Source organism: Rhodococcus sp. Leaf225 (assembly GCF_001426145.1).
Lineage (GTDB): Bacteria > Actinomycetota > Actinomycetes > Mycobacteriales > Mycobacteriaceae > Rhodococcoides.
In genome coordinates, this window is record NZ_LMRN01000021.1 from 1 (window position 1) to 15,849 (window position 15,849).

Below are 15,849 nucleotides of genomic sequence, written 5' to 3' on the forward strand. Positions count from 1 at the left end.
GACGGCAAGTCACCCATCGAGCGACTCACCGTCCACAACCTCCCCGCGAAGAACAACTAGCGCCCTCGCCACGCGGACCAGAGTTCGGAGTACCGGCCGCCCGCCTCCACCAGGTCCTGGTGCGGCCCCTGCTCGACGATGCGGCCGTGCTCGAGCACCACGACGCTGTCGGCGCTCGCCGCCTGGGTGAGGCGGTGGGCGACGACGATAGTCGTCCGTCCGCGAGTGGCGGCCCGGGCGGCCTCCTCGAGGTCGCGCGCGCCGGCGCTGCCGGCCTCGGCGGTGGCTTCGTCGAGGACGGCGACCGCCGGATCGGCCAGGACGATGCGGGCCAGTGCGATCTGTTGCGCGCGAGACGGAGTCAGCTCGACGCCGCCCTCGCCGACCACCGTGTCGAGACCGTCCTCGAGGGTGCTCACCCACGAGTGCGCGCCGACCGTCCGCAGCGCGTGTTCGACCGTCTCCCGATCCGCGTCCGGTGCCGCGAGCCGCAGATCGTCGATGAGCGGTCCGGCGAACACGTGCACCTCCTGGCTGACGATCGCGACGTGCCGGCGCAGTCGATCGGAGCCGATGTCGTCGAGCGACACCCCGCCCACCCGGACCGATCCGGAGTCCGCTCGCATCGAGCCCGCCACGAGCGCGGCGATGGTGGACTTGCCGGCGCCGGTCGAGCCGACCAGCGCCACCGTCGTGCCGTCGTCGATCCGCAGATCGATCCCGTGCAGGACGTCGTCGACCCCGTCGTAGGAGTGGCGGAGGTTCGTCACGACGACGGTGCCGTCGGCGGGCTCCGCCTCGGTCCCGGGAGAGCGGTCGTCGGGCAGATCGATGACGCCCACCAGTCGTGCGAGGGAGGCCCCGGCCGACTGGATGTCGTCGAACGAGTACAGCAGCATGCCAATCGGGTTGAAGAGCCGGTGGAACAGCAGTGCCGCCGCGGTGGTCTGACCGACGGTGACGGCGTCCTCGCGCACCAGCAGGAAGCCGACGGTGAGGATGACCGAGAGGCCGACGCACTCCGCCCGGTTGCTGCGCGAGCCGAACCGGGTGAAGAGACGGAAGACGGTGACGGCGATGTCGCGAGCCATGCCGGACGATGCGTCGATGCGCGCGAGGTGCTCACCCTCCATGCCGTACGCCCGCACGGTGCGGGCCCCCTGCATGCTGCTGACCAGAGACTGGGCGCGCTCGCCCATCGCGACGCGCTCGGCGGCGTACATCGGGGCGGACCGCGGCAGATACCAGTGCAGGGCCATCACGTACATCGGGATCGCGACCATGCCCGCGAGTCCCAGACGCCAGTCGAGCCCGAGCATCGTGATCAGACTGAGCAGGACCAGCAGCACGGCGGCGAGGATGTTCGGCACCACTTCGCCGAGCGATTTCGCCATCACCGCGATGTCGTCCCCGACGCGGGAGAGCAGGTCTCCCTTGCCGACTCGCTCCAGTGTGCTCACCGGGAGGTGGAGTGCGCGACCGAGGACGCGCTCGCGCAGCGAGGCCAACATCTTCTCGCCGAGCAGACTGACGGTGTAGGCGCCGATCCCGGTGAAGACGCCGCCCGCGACCGCCGCGGCGCCGATGACCGTCACGACACCGACGATCGTGGACGTCGGTGCGCCCTCGGTCACCCGATCGACGAGCATGCCGAAGACGTACACGGGAATCAGCGCCATCGCCGCCGCGACCACGCCGATGGCGACGGTGAGCGCGACCGATCCCCGCCGCGCACGGAGTTCGCCGCGAAGGAACGCCCAGCATCGCCGTCCACTCGCGATGGGCAGCAGTGCGGTCGGTTCGGTCATCGCAGAACCGCCTCTCGGTAGCGCTCGTCCGTCTCCGCCAACCCGTGGTGGGTGCCGACGGTCGCGACGCGCCCCTCGTCGAGCACGACGACGCGGTCGGTGACCGCGAGGAGCGCGGGGCTGGTGGTGATGAGCACCGTCGTCTGGGTGCGGGCGTCGCCGTCGTGACGCAGTCCCGCGATGCCGGTGGCGATGGCGTGTTCGGTCACCGCGTCGACGGCGGTGGTCGGATCGTGGAGGACGAGTACCGGTGGCTGCGCCGCGAGTGCGCGGGCGAGGGCGACTCGTTGGCGTTGCCCACCGGACAGGCTGGCACCGCGGTCGGTCACCGGATGGTCGAGACCGCCGTCGTGCATGGCGACGATGTCGGTGACGGCGGAGGCGGTCACCGCGGCGTCGAGGTCGCTCCCGCGGTCCAGGGCGATGTTGGACCGCACCGTGCCGGCGAACAGATCCGACGTGTGCGGTTCCACCAGCACGGTGCGGCGGACCTCGGGGAGCGCGAGCTCGGTCACGTCGACGCCGCCGACCGTCAGCCGTCCGGTGACGTCGTCGGGCGACACCTGCCCGGAGAGGACGGCGGCCAATGCATCGGCGTCCTGCGGCCGGTAGGCGACGACGCCGACGATCTCGCCGCGCCCGAGATGCAGGTCGAGATGCGTCAAGGTCCCGTAGGACAGGTCGTCGAGTCCGACGGACGAGGTGTCGGGGGACCGCGTACCGGTGGAGGTGACCACCGGGTCGGCGCCGAGAACCAATGCCAACCGGTCCGCTGATCCGCGGATGACCGCGAGGAAGCCGGGAAGTCGGGAGAGCGAACTCAGCGGCTCGATGAGGAACTGCGCCAGTCCGACGACAGTGATCAACTCGGCGACGGAGATTCGGCCCTCGAGAGCGAGGAACCCGGCCGTGCCGGCCACGGCGGCGGACAGCAGCGCGCCCACCGTCGCCGAGACACCGAGATACACGCTGTTGCCGCGGGCCAGACGCATCGTCGCGGCCAGTGCACGTCGGCTCGACTGGACGAACCGCCGGGACGCGACGTCCTCGGCGCCGATACCGCGGAGGGGCCGTACGCCGCTGACGAGATCGGTGGCGAGACCCGAGACGCGGGCCACCTCCGCCTGCTGATCGGTCGCGGCGCGGGTGAGGAACGGCGCACACAACTGCAGGAGAAGGAGAAGGACAGGCGTGCCGATGACGACGGCCAGCCCGAGCGGCACATCGATGACGAGAAGTGCCACCGCCGTGACGACGAGGGCGGTGACCGCGGCGGCGACCCGGGCGATGGCGTCGAGCGCCCACGAGGTCTTCTCGGCGTCCGAGGTGCTGACCGTCAACAACTCGCCGGGGCCGAGATCGACCTGGACGCCGCGCGGGTCGAGCACGCGTCCCGCGACCTCCACGCGTAGCAGGTGTGCTTCCCGCTCGATCGCGACGACGATGATGCGGGCGCCGATGCGGTACGCGTAGGAGAGGACGACGAACAGACCCGCCAGCCCCAGTAACGAGACGATCATCGCGGTGACGTCGCCGGTCTCGACCGCGCGGCCGATGATGAGACCGACGGCGACCGGCACCATCGTCTCGCAGAACTGGTGCACACAGAACAGGGCCGACGAACCGACGAGTCGCACACGGTGGCGCCGGGTGGTGCGGCGCAGGATGGCCCCGCCGGTCGACGGAGGTGCGTCATGCATTAGCCGACCCTAACCCACGTGGCCGACCGGTCGGGACGACGCGTACGCGTCAGTCGTGCTCGGGATTCCTGGTGCGACGGGCGGCGTCGCGCTGCTGCTGAGCGCGTTCCCGGCACCGACGCAGGAACTCCTCGTCGGACTCGGAGTTCGTCGCGACCGCGCGGCCGGGACGGACGTCGTACTCGGGGAAACGGGTCGCGCTCGGTCGGCGTCCCGCGTCGGGACCGCCCCAGATGCCGCCGCCGACGGGCCGGCCCGCCACGAGCCAGGCCACGGACCCGGCGAGAGGAAGGAACACGACGAGCAGGAGCCAGACCGTCTTCGGGAGGTGACGGATCCCACCCTCGTCGGCCGTGATGACGTCGATGAGGCAGAAGATCCAGAGCACGGCGACGATCAGGCCGAGATAGGGCACGGGCGCGTCCTCACGTAGAGCGGTTCACGTCCCGATTCACGAACCGCATGGTCTGTTGACGCGCTCACCCTAGCGCCCGACGTCGCCCTCGTCACTCCGTACGAGCCGTCGCGGGGGTAGGTGGTTCCGAATGCCCTCTGTGAGCGCCCACCGACCGGGTTTCCCCCGGCGGTCCGACGGGCATGCACGGATGTATCGACGAAAGGACAAGTCGTGGTCGCGCAGAACGAGAACGAGCAGCCGCAGGATTTCGCACGCACCACGCGTGCGCACGCCGGTGAGGCCATCACCGACAGCCGCGCATGGCCGGGCTACTTCCTGATGGCGCTGGGCTTCGTCGCGCTCGGACTGGGCCTGACCGCAGCGGGCGGCGGCTTCGAGGGATGGGTGCTGGTCGCCGGCATCGCCTGCCCGGTTCTCCTGCTCGCCGGCCTCGCCGTGGTCCTGCTCGAGCGCAAGCGCGTCAAGGCGGCCGAGGGCAAGTCCCTCACCGATCCCGGTGGTCACTGACCACGATCACGTGACGGGTTCCGATGCGTCGGAACCCGTCGTCTCCGTGCCGAGAACTCGCACGCAGTACTTCCGTGCGTGGTCCGAGCTGCACGGCGGGTACGACGTGCACTCGTCGGCACTGGTGCACGGCTGGCTGACCATCACGTACGTTCTGGCCCGCCCGCTCGCGCGGGCGCGCGTCGCCCCCACCGCGGTCACCGCTGTGGGGGTTCTCTTCGCTGTCCTGGCTCTCGCCGTCGCGGGTTCCGGTCCGTGGGGCGCCGGCGCGGCGGCACTGCTTCTCGTCCTGTCGGCGCTGGTGGACAGCCTCGACGGCGCCGTCGCACTGCTCCGCGGTCGATCGACGGCATTCGGCTACGTTGCCGACTCGGTGGCCGATCGACTCTCGGACATGCTCGTCTTCGCGGTTCTCCTCGTGCTGGGAGCACCCGCACCCCTGGTGGTCGCGGTCGCGCTGCTCACCCTGTTGCACGAGACGGCGCGGGCTCGCGCGGTGTCCGCGGGGATGGCGTCGATCGGAGTCGTGACGGTGTGGGAGCGCCCGTCCCGCGTGATCGCCGTCGTGGTGACTCTCCTGGGAGCCTCGGTGGTGGACACCGGTCCGCTGTTCGGCACCATCGGTGCCGCCGTGTCCCTGATTCTCGCCGTCGTCGGCTTCAGTCAGATCAGCGTGTCGATCCATCACGCTCTGAGTGCGCTTCCCGCTCCGCGACCCGGTCGCACTCGAGAGTGAACACCCAGCCGATCAGCACGATGATGTGCAGCAGGAACAGCCACAGCACCGTGGCGACGGCCGCTCCGACGGGTTCGAGGCCGCCGAACGGGCCCGACCAGTCGATGGGTATCGCGAGAAACAGCACGTAGCCCTGCAGGAATCCCGAGACGAAGGACGCGGTGGTCAGGGCACCGATCGCGACGGCCGTACGCGAGAGGGTGGTCGGCGCGACCACCCGGTACGTCCATCCGATGGGTACGGCGAGCACCAGCCAGACGGTGACGAATCCGAGCCAGACGCGGAACGCTCCCGCGCCGATGCCGCCGTTCACCGAGGCGAGTGCGTTGCCCACCACGAGAACGGGGATGGTGAGCAGCGGCGTGACGATCAGGACCGGGAGCGCCGACGCGCGACCGCGCCAGCCGACGAACGATTCGCGCACGGGCTCGTAGACGAGCAGGGCCCGTCGCATGCCCTCGCCGTAGAAGGTGGCGGGCAGGATCGCGACCAGGCCGCCCAGCCACCCGAGGTGGGTCCCGGCGTCGAACAGGGTCCGCACCGCACCCGGGGCGCCCGCTGCGCCCGGCAGCAGTCCGGCGATGGCGTCTCCGTACCCGACGACGGTCTCCTCACCCAGCAGCAGCGTGGTGAGGCGCAGACCCAACAGCAACATCGGCACGACGGCGATGCCGCCGTAGAACGTGATGCCCGCCGCCACCAGGGCCGTGTCGCGTGCCGCCAGCCGACGTCGCATTCCCGCCGCGACGGCCGTTCGTTCACGCACGATGCGTCGAGTCGTGCGGACGCCCGTCATGGGGCATGTCTACCCGGTGGCCCGTGCGCTCAACCTGCACCGTTTCGTCCGGGCGGTGCGCGGGTAAGAACGCTGGGACCCGCACGACTTCCGTGGGTGACTTCCGGTCCCTCCACGAGCTGGACCTACGACAGAGAACTGGTGCCATCAGTGACACGACAGCCTTCCACCCCCTACCCTGCGGGTGTCAGTCTTCGACCCGACGGGAGCGCGAACGTCGCGGTCTACACCGAGACGGCCGAGTCGGTGACCGTCGTCACGTACGACGAGAACGGTACCGAACTGTCGTCGACGACACTGCCCGAGTACACCGGCCACGTGTTCCACGGCATCGTCGAGAACATGTCCGTCGGAACGCGATACGGATTCCGGGTCGACGGCCCGTGGGATCCGGCCGCCGGGTTGCGCCACAACGCCGCCAAGCTCCTCCTCGACCCCTACGCGAAAGCCGTTGCGGGATCCGTGGAATGGGACGAAGCGGTGTTCTCCCACCATCACGACGAGCCCGAGACCCGCAACGACGCCGATTCCGCGCCCTTCATGCCGCGGTCCGTGGTCGTCGACGACTCGTTCGACTGGGGAGACGACGCCGCGCCGCGAATCCCGTTGTCCGAGTCCGTCGTCTACGAGGTGCACGTCAAGGGCTTCACCCAGCTCGACGAGAACGTGGACGAGGCCGTCCGCGGGACCTACGCGGGTCTCGCGCATCCGTCCGCCATCGAGCACCTGACACGGCTGGGCATCACCGCCGTCGAACTGCTGCCCACGCATCAGTTCGTCCAGGACTCGCACCTGCTCGAGGAGGGTCGCCGGAACTACTGGGGATACAACTCGATCGGCTTCCTCGCGCCGCACAACGAGTACAGCAGTGCGGGCGACACGGGTGGGCAGGTCACCGAGTTCAAGTCGATGGTCAAGGCGCTGCACGCGGCCGGCCTCGAGGTGATCCTCGACGTGGTCTACAACCACACCGCCGAGGGCAACCACCTCGGACCCACCCTGTCCCTCAAGGGAATCGACAACGCGTCCTACTACCGGCTGGTCCCCGAGGACCACAGCTCGTACTACGACACGACGGGAACGGGCAACAGCCTGAACGTCGGCCATCCCGCCGCACTCGCCCTCATCATGGACTCGTTGCGCTACTGGGTCACCGAGATGCACGTCGACGGCTTCCGCTTCGACCTCGCGAGCACCCTGACCCGTCAGGACGAGGACCTCGACCGACACAGCGCGTTCCTCGACATGGTGCATCAGGATCCGGTGCTCGCCCCGGTGAAGCTGATCGCCGAGCCGTGGGACACCGCCGGCTATCAGGTCGGCGGCTTCCCGGCGCGGTGGTCGGAGTGGAACGGTAAGTTCCGCGACGACGTCCGCGACTTCTGGCGCGGCGAGGAGGGTAGCCTTCCCGCTCTGGCGCAACGTATCTCGGGTAGCCCCGACGTCTACGAGAACGATCGCCGGCCCACCCTCGCGAGTGTCAACTTCATCACCGCGCACGACGGCTTCACTCTCGCCGACCTCACGATGTACGACGAGAAGCACAACGAGGAGAACGGCGAGGACAGCCAGGACGGCGAGTCCGACAACCGGTCGTGGGGATGCGGCGCGGAGGGTCCGACGGACGATGCGGACGTCAACGCGCTGCGCGATCGCCAGCGCCGCAACTTCCTCGGCACGCTGCTTCTCTCGGCCGGCGTTCCGATGCTCCTGGGAGGCGACGAACTCGCGCGCTCGCAGGGCGGCAACAACAATGCCTACTGCCAGGACAACGAGATCTCGTGGTTCGACTGGGCGGTCGCCGACGACGCACTCGTCGAGTTCACCACGGCGCTGATCACACTCCGCCGCGAGCATCCGGCGCTGCGTCCGGTGTGGTTCCGCCACGGCGAGGACGACGCCACCACCGACACGAGCGGCGGTCGACCCGACACGATCGACTTCCAGCGTGCGGACGGCGTCGCGATGGGTGACGACGACTGGACCACCGGATCGAACAAGTCGATCGCCGTGCTGTTCAAGTCGTCGGCCGAGGACACCGTGTTCCTGTGGCTGATGAACGCCTCCGACACCCCGGTCGAGTTCACCCTGCCCGACGAGACGTGGTCGCTCACGATCTCGAGCGACCCCGAGCAGCAGGTGGGCGAGGACCCGACGTCACTGCTGGTACGAGACAGGTCGTTCACGCTGCTGCAGGCTCAGTAGCCGGTCGCGGCACGGCAGATCCGACGCGGGCCCCGATCACCGATGTGGTGATCGGGGCCCGCCGTCGTCCACACCCAGCATCGCGGTGATCACCGCGGCGAGCCGGCGCTCGTCGACGTGCCGTGACAGGTCGTTCACCACGGTGAACGCTGCTTCGACGAGAACCGACGACTGTGCCCGCGAGCGTCCCGGCATCGTCGACGCGAGGAGGTGCACCCACTCTCCGCGCTCCTGGCGAGCCATCACGGTGAGCTCGCGTGCCGTCGCCGGACCGGTCGAGAGGCCGTGGCGCCGGAGTACCCGCAGTGCCGGCGCCCGCGTCGCGAGGGCCACGCGCCGCCGCGCCAGCCCGGCCAGCGCCTGGTGCGGCGTGTCCGACCGGGCGAGCACACGCGCCGTCTCGTCTGCCGCCCGGCGCGCGGCGCCGAGGCACACCTCGTCCAGCACCACGGTCTTGCCGCCGAACCAGCGGTACGTGCTCGATGCCGCGATGCCCACCGAGGAGGCGATGGCCGCCATCGTCACGTCGGCGGGCTCGTTCTCGTCGAACAGCGCCGCGGCCGAGCGCAGGAGTGCGTCCCGTCGCCCGACGGGCGGGACGCCGCGCGGGAGATCCGGATCGTCGACGGCGTCCGGCAGGTCCGCCGAGAGGACCGCGGCGCACGCGGAGTCGAGAACCTCGAGCACCGCGGCGGCGGGGACGGCGAGGCGGTGCGTCCCGATGCTGGAGAGGGTGGACAGCACCGCCCGAGTCGTGACGTCGGAGTCGCGAGAGGGCCGAAGGATCGGATCGGCACGACGTGCTGCCGCGGTGACGGCATCGAGAACCGTGGTCACCGAACCGATGTCGGGGTCGTGCAGATGCGGGCGGTCGCGGCGCAGCGTGCCGAGCGAGCGGCGCACGGTGAGGGCGCCGAGAGCGAGCGCGTGGTGATCGGCGGGAGCGCCCTCCCGAGCGATGCGCCGTTCGAGGCGTGCGACCGCGGTCAGATGCAGCGTGCGGAGCAGGTCGTACTTCGAGTCGAACCACCGATACACCGACGGCCCCGAGACGCCCGCGGCCGCCGCGACGTCGTCGATGCCGACGGCCGCGTAGCCGCGGGCGCCGAACAGATCCGCTGCCGCGTCGAGCAGTCGCCGCGGCCGTGGCGACCCACCGGTCACCGCGGTGTGGGCGCGCCGGGAGCCGCGGCGTGCAGTGCCACCTCGCCGGCCTTGACGACGAAGTGGACGCGACGGCCGGGCACGAGGTCGAGTTCGGTGGCCGCCGCGACGGTGACGTCGGCGTGCAGCGCGGGCAGACCCGCGGCCGCGGTGGACGTGATGCGGACCGACGAGCCGGTGGACTCCACGTGGCCGATCTGCACGGGCAGCACGTTGCGGGGGCTGCCCCGCGGTGGGTCGACGAAGACGGAGACGGCGGTGGGATGCAGCAGGGCCACCGCCGACGAGCCCGCGTCGAGAGGATCCGGGGCGCGGCCCTGCACCGCGACACCCGACGCGGTCGTGAGCGTGTCCGGAGCGGTGATGGTGCCCTCGATCGAGTTCACTCCGACGAGGGCGGCCGCGAACCGGGTACGCGGAGCCGTCAGAACGTCGCGGACGGTGCCGTGTTCGACCACTCGTCCGGCGTCGACGACGGCCACCTCACCGGCGAGCGTCAGGGCGTCGACCCGGTCGTGGGTCACCAGCAGGGTGGTGCGCGAGGTCTCGGCGAGCACCTCGCGGAGCACGCGGCGCATGGCCGGTGCGGACTCGGCGTCGAGCGCCGCGAACGGCTCGTCGAGCAGGAGCACGTCGGGGTCCGCCGCGAGTGCGCGGGCGAGGGCGACGCGTTGGGCCTGTCCGCCGGACAGTGCGCGCGGCCGCCGATCGGCGAGGTCTGCCGCGTCGACGGCCTCGAGCCATCGGCGCGCGAGTCGCTCGGACTCGGCTCGTCCGGCACCTCGTGAGCGGGGCGCGAAGGCGACGTTCGCCAGCGCGGACAGGTGTGGGAACAGCAGCGCGTCCTGGGCGAGGAGAGCCACCCGTCGGCGATGCGGCGGGACGTCGATGCGCTGCGCGCTGTCGGTGAGGGTACGCGCTCCGATGCGGACCACGCCGTCGTCGGGCCGGACGAGTCCGGCCACCATCGACAGCAGCGTCGACTTCCCGGCACCGTTGGGCCCGAGGATCGCCACCACTCCGCCCGACGGCACCGTGAGCGTGAGGTCGGCGCCGCGTGCTCGGTGACGGACGTCGAGGACGACCGAGGTGTCGGTGGGTGTCACAGCACGCCTGCCGGACGCCGACTGCGAGTGAGGATCACGATGACGATCGCGACGACGATGAGGACCAGCGAGAGGGCCACCGCCGCATCGGGATCCGTCTCGCGCTGAAGGTAGATCTCGAGCGGGAGGGTGCGGGTGACGCCCTGGAGCGACCCGGCGAACGTGAGGGTGGCGCCGAACTCGCCGAGCGCACGGGCGAAGGAGAGCACCGCACCCGACGCCAGCCCGGGCAGGACCAGGGGGAGGGTGACCCGCAGCAGGACGGTGCCGGGTGAGGCTCCGAGGGTCGCGGCGACGACCTCGTACCGCGTGCCCGCCGTGCGCAGTGCGCCCTCGAGACTGATCACGAGGAAGGGGAGGGCGACGAACGTCTGCGCGAGGACCACCGCGGTGGTGGTGAAGGCGATGTCGATGCCCCACGCCCGCAGGTGTTCACCCAGCAGTCCCTGCCTGCCGAACGCGTAGAGCAGGGCGAGCCCACCCACCACCGGGGGCAGGACGAGGGGGAGCAGGACGAGTGCGCGCACGACGGCGACGATCCGCCCGGTCGACCGCGCGAGGACCAGGGCCATCGGCACCCCCAGCAGGATGCAGAGGACAGTGCTGGCGGCCGCCGTGCGCAGGCTGAGCAGCAGCGCGGCCCGGGACGACTCCGAGGTGACGAGCGGAACGAAGCGAGCCACGTCGACCGAGAGCAGCATCGCCACGAGAGGGAGCACGACGAGCGCCGTGCCGAGGCTGGCCGGCACGAGGATCCAGGCGGGCGGACGCACCGCGTCGCGGTGGCCGCGCGTCCCGCCCGCGAGGCTGGAGATCACGGTGTCTCGACGATGACGGTGGTCGCCTTGACCACCGCGACGGCGACGCTGCCGGGTTCCAGTCCGAGTGTCCGCACCGATTCTGCGCTCATCAGCGACGTCACGGTGAACGCGCCGCACTGCATCTGTACCTCGGCCATCACCGTGTCGACGACCACCGAGGTGACGAGTCCGGCCAGACGGTTGCGCGCGGAGCTGACCGTGCCGCTCGGATCCGGCGGTGCGGCGGCGCGGGCCCGAGCGTGCGCCGCGAGCGAGGCGCCGTTCACGACGGTGCGTCCGGCCGAGTCCTTCGACGTCTCGACGACACCACTCTCGATCCACCGGCGGACGGTGTCGTCGCTGACACCGACCAGGGCGGCGGCGTCTCGGACACGCAGATCACTCATCGGGTCGCACGCCGGAACGAGACGGGGCGCGGCGCAGATGCGGACGACGTGGGACCGAGGGCGCGCATCCACGTGATGCTAGCGGCCGGGAACAGACTCGGGGGTGTCGGCGTTGCACAGCTCGACGGAGTCGGATCCATGCCCCGGGTACCACCCCTTTTCGCCGCTACGAGCGGCCTTCTGCCGAGAGGCGCACGGCCGACTCCGTCCTCGATGCCGCCGAGTTCACGCTCGGCGGCATCGTGCTGTGCGGGGTCGCTTGTGACGCACACCAACAGCACCCGCGATCAGCGAAACGGGACGCCTGGTCCGCATTCCCGCTGGCAGAGGCTCCGGACCGCTGGTGAGGAGCCGGGTCGATGCTCGATCGGTACTCGACCGTGACCGTGTTCCCCAGCTCCGGAGTGGTGAGAAATCCCAGGTGGGTGGCATCATGTGCGTGATAGCTGATGGTTCGGGCGCAGGTGAGTGGAGTCGAGAGAATGACGATGTCGTGGGGTAGGACCCGTCGTGGGCGCTCGACTCTGGTGGCCGCGATGACGGTGCTGGCACTCTCCGCGGCCGGGTGCACGGCGGGGTCGGGTCAGTCACCGACGGCGGCTCCCGCACCGATCGACTCCAACCCGCTGTCGGAGCTCATGAAGCCGAAGGTGTCGTTGCCGGCGCCCGACGCGTCCGTCGGATTCTCCCCGAGTGCTCCGGTCGCGGTGACCGTGGCGGACGGCACCCTGTCCGAGGTGACGCTCACCGACGACGCCGGCACCCCTGTCCCCGGAGCACTGTCCGAGGATCGGTCGTCCTGGACGAACAGCGAGGTGCTCGACTACAACGGCACCTACACGTTGCGTACGCGGGCCTACGGTCTGGGCGGTGAGGCGTCGTCCGTCTCGTCCTTCACCACCAGTTCGCCGGACAACGTCACCAAGCCGTACCTGCTGCCGTCCGAGAACGAGATCGTGGGCATCGGCCAACCGGTCGCCGTGCAGTTCGACGAGCCGATCCCCGACAAGATCGCCGCGCAGAACGCGATCACCGTCGTGACGGACCCGCCGGTCGAGGGTGCCTTCTACTGGGTCAACCAGAAAGAGGTGCGGTGGCGCCCGCAGAACTACTGGGCTCCCGGCACCCGCGTCACCGTGACGGTGGACGTCTTCGGTCGCGACCTCGGCGAGGGACTCTTCGGCCAGGAGAACGCGTCGTCGTCCTTCTCGATCGGTGACGCCGTCATCGCCACCGCGGACGACGCCACCAAGCAGGTGACGTTCTCCGTCAACGGAGTCGACGTCAAGACCATGCCGACGTCGATGGGCAAGGACAGCTCGCCCACCGACAACGGGGTCTACATCATCGGTGACAAGTTCGCGTCCATGGTCATGGACTCGTCGACCTACGGCGTCGCCGTGGACTCCGCGCAGGGCTACCGCACTCCGGTCGACTGGGCGACGCGAATGTCGTACAGCGGCATCTTCTTCCACTCGGCGCCGTGGTCCGTCGGATCACAGGGCTATTCGAACGTCAGCCATGGTTGCCTGAACCTGAGCCCGTCGAACGCGAAGTGGGTCTACGACAACACCAAGCGTGGTGACATCACCGTCGTGAAGAACACCGTGGGTGGAACGCTGTCGGGTACCGACGGACTGGGCGACTGGAACATCCCGTGGGACGAGTGGAAAGCCGGCAACGCCCAGTCCGTCTGAGCCGCTAGACCTTCAGGCCCAGAGCGGTGAGGTAACCGACCGGGTCCACGGCCTCGCCGCCGCGTCGCACCTCGAAGTGCAGGTGCGGGCCGTTGGAGTCGCCGGTACTGCCGACCGCGCCGATGGCCTGACCGGGAGCGATGGTGTCACCCACGGCGACATCGATGCGACTCTGGTGTCCGTAGAGGACCTCCGTGTCGCCCTTCTGGATCTTCACCAGGTTGCCGTACCCGTCGCCCGCGTCACCGGCCTGCGTGACGGTGCCGCCGGTGACCGCGTAGATCGTGGTTCCCTGCGCGGCTCCGAGGTCGATGCCCTCGTGGTTCTGCCGTCCGCCGCCGGTCGGGTTGTTGCGCCCGCCGTAACCGGACGTGACCTCGAAGGTGCCGGGCGTCAAGGGGAGTCGTGATCCGCCGACGCCCAGCGGGGCCGCCTGGAAGGGCGACGTGGCGTCCGGCGCGGCGTCGGGAGTCACCGGGGTGAGGGTGATGTCGCCGAGAACGAGCCCCGCGACCTCCTGCACCAGCACGCCCGTCGCGTCGAAGACGGCGGCGAGGATCGCCGCCTGCTGCTTGGCGCTCAGCGGAACACCGGGAATCTGGAACGCGGGCAGAGCGGGGAGCGGCGGAAGCGCGGGTGCCGCTGCGGCCGTGGGTGTCCCGGCGAAGAGCAGAGCTCCGGTGGCCGCGACGCCCACCATGGCGGCAGATCCCCAGCGACCACGGCGGCGCACCGGTGACGGCGATGCGCCCACGGTGTCCTGTGATGCGGTGTTCGAGTGTGATGTTCGGTGCACGAGCTACCTCCGTATGCGCCCACGGGCGTCGCCATTCGGTCGGCGCCGACCCGGGGGAGGAGTCCCGTCGCTGCTGCGCTGTCCACGGCGGTACGGCCGTCGACGTCCCTCTGTCCCGTACCGGTCTCACCGACCGGTACCGGACGAGCAGTCGCCCACGGCGCACCGCTCGGCGAAGTCGAATGCCCTTCCCTTGGCATTCACGTCCGTCGAGCGAACAACACGAGTAACACACGGCGCACCTTCCCCAAGAGCGCCACGGGTCACTCTACGGGACAGCAGTATCGCTCGGTAACACGAATGCTCAATTACACCAACGTAATTCGGTTGTGCCGGCCTACCTGCGAAAACACATACGTGTAATTCGTCGGTGGGGCCGTCCCGGTGCGGAGATCGGACCGTGTCCGGACTGGTACCTTGCGTTCGGGGGCGGGTTACTGCCGCGTGTGGCGCGACTGTGGGGGATGTTCTGTATGCGACGACAACGGGCGATGGCGGCTGCGCTGGCACTGGCACTGGTGGGGGGAGTGAGCCTGGTGCTCGCGCCCGTGGCGGCGGCCGAACCGTGTGGAGGACTGCCCGGTACCGGGATCGACGGAACAGGTTTTCCCGGTCAGCCACCTGCGGGACGGCAGGGCCCGGTGCCCGCCTACAACGGGCCGTCGACGTCCACCGTGGGGTGGGTGACCGGTCAGGAGAGTGTGAACCGGACGTTCGATCGTTTCGGAATCTCGGGGACCGATCTCGGCATCAGTTGGGACAACGGAGCCGGTCAGACCCTCATGGCGTTCGGCGACACCTTCGGGAACTGCGCGGTCCCGGGCGGGCAGTGGCGGCACAATGTTCTGTTGCGCAGCAACGACACCGACCTGTCGGACGGCATCACGTTCGCCGACGGTGTGCCCGGTGACGTGAACTCCGGTGCGGTGGTGGCCGGGAACGATCCGCGATTCGCGACCCAACTGCTCTCGGCTCTCGGGCTCTCACCTGTCGAGTACACGATCGTTCCCACGTCGGCGATTGCCGTGAACGGCGTGCAGTATCTGCACTTCATGTCGGTCCGCGAGTGGAGCGGCTCGGTGTGGTCGACGAACTACGCGGGAATCGCGACGTCGCGCGACAACGGGCAGACGTGGTTCCCCGAGCCCGCCACCATCCGGTTCAACAGCGGCGTGACCGTCCCCGGTACGGAGCAGTTGGACGCCCGCTTCCAGCAGGCGGCGTTCGTCCGCGGCCAGGACGGGTTCATGTACCAGTACGGGACACCGAACGGCCGTCTCGGTGCGGCCTACCTGGCCCGCGTCGCACCCGACGCGATGCTGGACCTCACCCGGTACGAGTACTGGAACGGTGGGTCCTGGACCTCCGACCTGGCCGCCGCCGCTCCTGTGGTCGGCCAGCCGGTCGGGGAGATGTCCGTCGCGTGGAATGCGTATCTCGGTCGCTACATCATGCTGTACGGCAACGACGTCGAGGGCCGCATCATGGCGCGGACCGCGTCGGCGCCCGAGGGGCCGTGGAGCGCTCCCACCGCGCTGGTGGTGAACAACGACATCGGCAACTACCCGGGCGGTGGCCTCTACGCGCCCTACATCCACCCGAGGTCGGCCGGTGACTCGCTGTACTTCACGGCGTCGCAGTACTCGTCCTACAACGTCATCCTCATGCGGACGGACCTCGACGCGCTGCCCCGCTGAGCCCCACGCACG

General features: G+C 69.9%; 14 protein-coding genes. 5 read left to right on the forward strand and 9 right to left on the reverse strand.

What is annotated here, in order from left to right:
• Nucleotides 1-56 precede the first annotated feature (56 nt).
• The 3 genes from ASG69_RS15025 to ASG69_RS15035 are packed head-to-tail and all read right to left on the reverse strand — an operon-like array spanning nt 57 to nt 3,923.
• Nucleotides 57-1,808, reverse strand: coding sequence for an ABC transporter ATP-binding protein (locus tag ASG69_RS15025; RefSeq protein ID WP_056446179.1), 1,752 nt, complete (start codon nt 1,806-1,808; stop codon nt 57-59).
• Nucleotides 1,805-3,508, reverse strand: a complete 1,704-nt coding sequence (locus ASG69_RS15030) for an ABC transporter transmembrane domain-containing protein (RefSeq protein ID WP_056446174.1) — start codon at nt 3,506-3,508, stop codon at nt 1,805-1,807. Before ASG69_RS15030 ends, ASG69_RS15025 begins: the two co-directional genes overlap by 4 nt.
• A gap of 49 nt (nt 3,509-3,557) precedes the next feature.
• Nucleotides 3,558-3,923 carry a PLD nuclease N-terminal domain-containing protein gene (locus ASG69_RS15035; protein WP_056446171.1) on the reverse strand — a complete coding sequence of 122 codons (366 nt, stop codon included), beginning with the start codon at nt 3,921-3,923 and terminating at the stop codon, nt 3,558-3,560.
• A gap of 213 nt (nt 3,924-4,136) precedes the next feature.
• On the opposite strand from ASG69_RS15035, the gene ASG69_RS15040 reads away from it, so the two are divergent.
• Nucleotides 4,137-4,433 (forward strand): hypothetical protein, encoded by a 297-nt coding sequence (locus ASG69_RS15040; RefSeq protein WP_027505601.1) that lies wholly within the window; start codon nt 4,137-4,139, stop codon nt 4,431-4,433.
• Nucleotides 4,434-4,443: 10 nt separating this feature from the next.
• Nucleotides 4,444-5,169 (forward strand): CDP-alcohol phosphatidyltransferase family protein, encoded by a 726-nt coding sequence (locus ASG69_RS15045; RefSeq protein WP_197027781.1) that lies wholly within the window; start codon nt 4,444-4,446, stop codon nt 5,167-5,169.
• On the opposite strand, the gene ASG69_RS15050 is transcribed toward ASG69_RS15045, so the two are convergent.
• Complete coding sequence (locus ASG69_RS15050) at nt 5,102-5,965, reverse strand: YhjD/YihY/BrkB family envelope integrity protein (protein ID WP_051613317.1); 864 nt, start codon at nt 5,963-5,965, stop codon at nt 5,102-5,104. The genes ASG69_RS15045 and ASG69_RS15050 overlap by 68 nt on opposite strands.
• A 150-nt stretch (nt 5,966-6,115) precedes the next feature.
• On the opposite strand from ASG69_RS15050, the gene glgX reads away from it, so the two are divergent.
• Nucleotides 6,116-8,170 (forward strand): glycogen debranching protein GlgX, encoded by a 2,055-nt coding sequence (gene glgX, locus ASG69_RS15055; protein ID WP_082544552.1) that lies wholly within the window; start codon nt 6,116-6,118, stop codon nt 8,168-8,170.
• A 36-nt stretch (nt 8,171-8,206) separates the two neighbouring features.
• Here the strand turns inward: glgX and ASG69_RS15060 are convergent, their stop codons facing one another.
• From ASG69_RS15060 to ASG69_RS15075, 4 genes are read right to left on the reverse strand one after another with little or no spacing between them, the layout of a single operon-like run.
• Nucleotides 8,207-9,334 carry a TetR/AcrR family transcriptional regulator gene (locus tag ASG69_RS15060; protein WP_056446163.1) on the reverse strand — a complete coding sequence of 376 codons (1,128 nt, stop codon included), beginning with the start codon at nt 9,332-9,334 and terminating at the stop codon, nt 8,207-8,209.
• Nucleotides 9,331-10,440, reverse strand: coding sequence for a sulfate/molybdate ABC transporter ATP-binding protein (locus ASG69_RS15065; protein WP_082544551.1), 1,110 nt, complete (start codon nt 10,438-10,440; stop codon nt 9,331-9,333). The genes ASG69_RS15060 and ASG69_RS15065 overlap by 4 nt, the downstream gene beginning before the upstream one ends.
• Nucleotides 10,437-11,255, reverse strand: a complete 819-nt coding sequence (locus tag ASG69_RS15070) for an ABC transporter permease (RefSeq protein WP_235578986.1) — start codon at nt 11,253-11,255, stop codon at nt 10,437-10,439. The genes ASG69_RS15065 and ASG69_RS15070 overlap by 4 nt, the downstream gene beginning before the upstream one ends.
• Complete coding sequence (locus tag ASG69_RS15075; protein ID WP_027505607.1) at nt 11,255-11,647, reverse strand: TOBE domain-containing protein; 393 nt, start codon at nt 11,645-11,647, stop codon at nt 11,255-11,257. Before ASG69_RS15075 ends, ASG69_RS15070 begins: the two co-directional genes overlap by 1 nt.
• A 482-nt stretch (nt 11,648-12,129) precedes the next feature.
• Here ASG69_RS15075 and ASG69_RS15080 point away from each other — a divergent pair, with 482 nt between their 5' ends.
• Nucleotides 12,130-13,344 (forward strand): L,D-transpeptidase, encoded by a 1,215-nt coding sequence (locus tag ASG69_RS15080; protein WP_056446160.1) that lies wholly within the window; start codon nt 12,130-12,132, stop codon nt 13,342-13,344.
• Nucleotides 13,345-13,348: 4 nt separating this feature from the next.
• Here ASG69_RS15080 and ASG69_RS15085 read toward each other — a convergent pair whose 3' ends face one another.
• Nucleotides 13,349-14,098 (reverse strand): M23 family metallopeptidase, encoded by a 750-nt coding sequence (locus tag ASG69_RS15085; protein ID WP_235578966.1) that lies wholly within the window; start codon nt 14,096-14,098, stop codon nt 13,349-13,351.
• A gap of 515 nt (nt 14,099-14,613) precedes the next feature.
• Here ASG69_RS15085 and ASG69_RS15090 point away from each other — a divergent pair.
• The gene (locus ASG69_RS15090; protein ID WP_235578967.1) at nt 14,614-15,837 is read left to right on the forward strand and encodes a DUF4185 domain-containing protein; all 1,224 of its coding nucleotides are present in this window, start codon (nt 14,614-14,616) and stop codon (nt 15,835-15,837) included.
• The last annotated feature ends 12 nt before the right edge of the window (nt 15,838-15,849 follow it).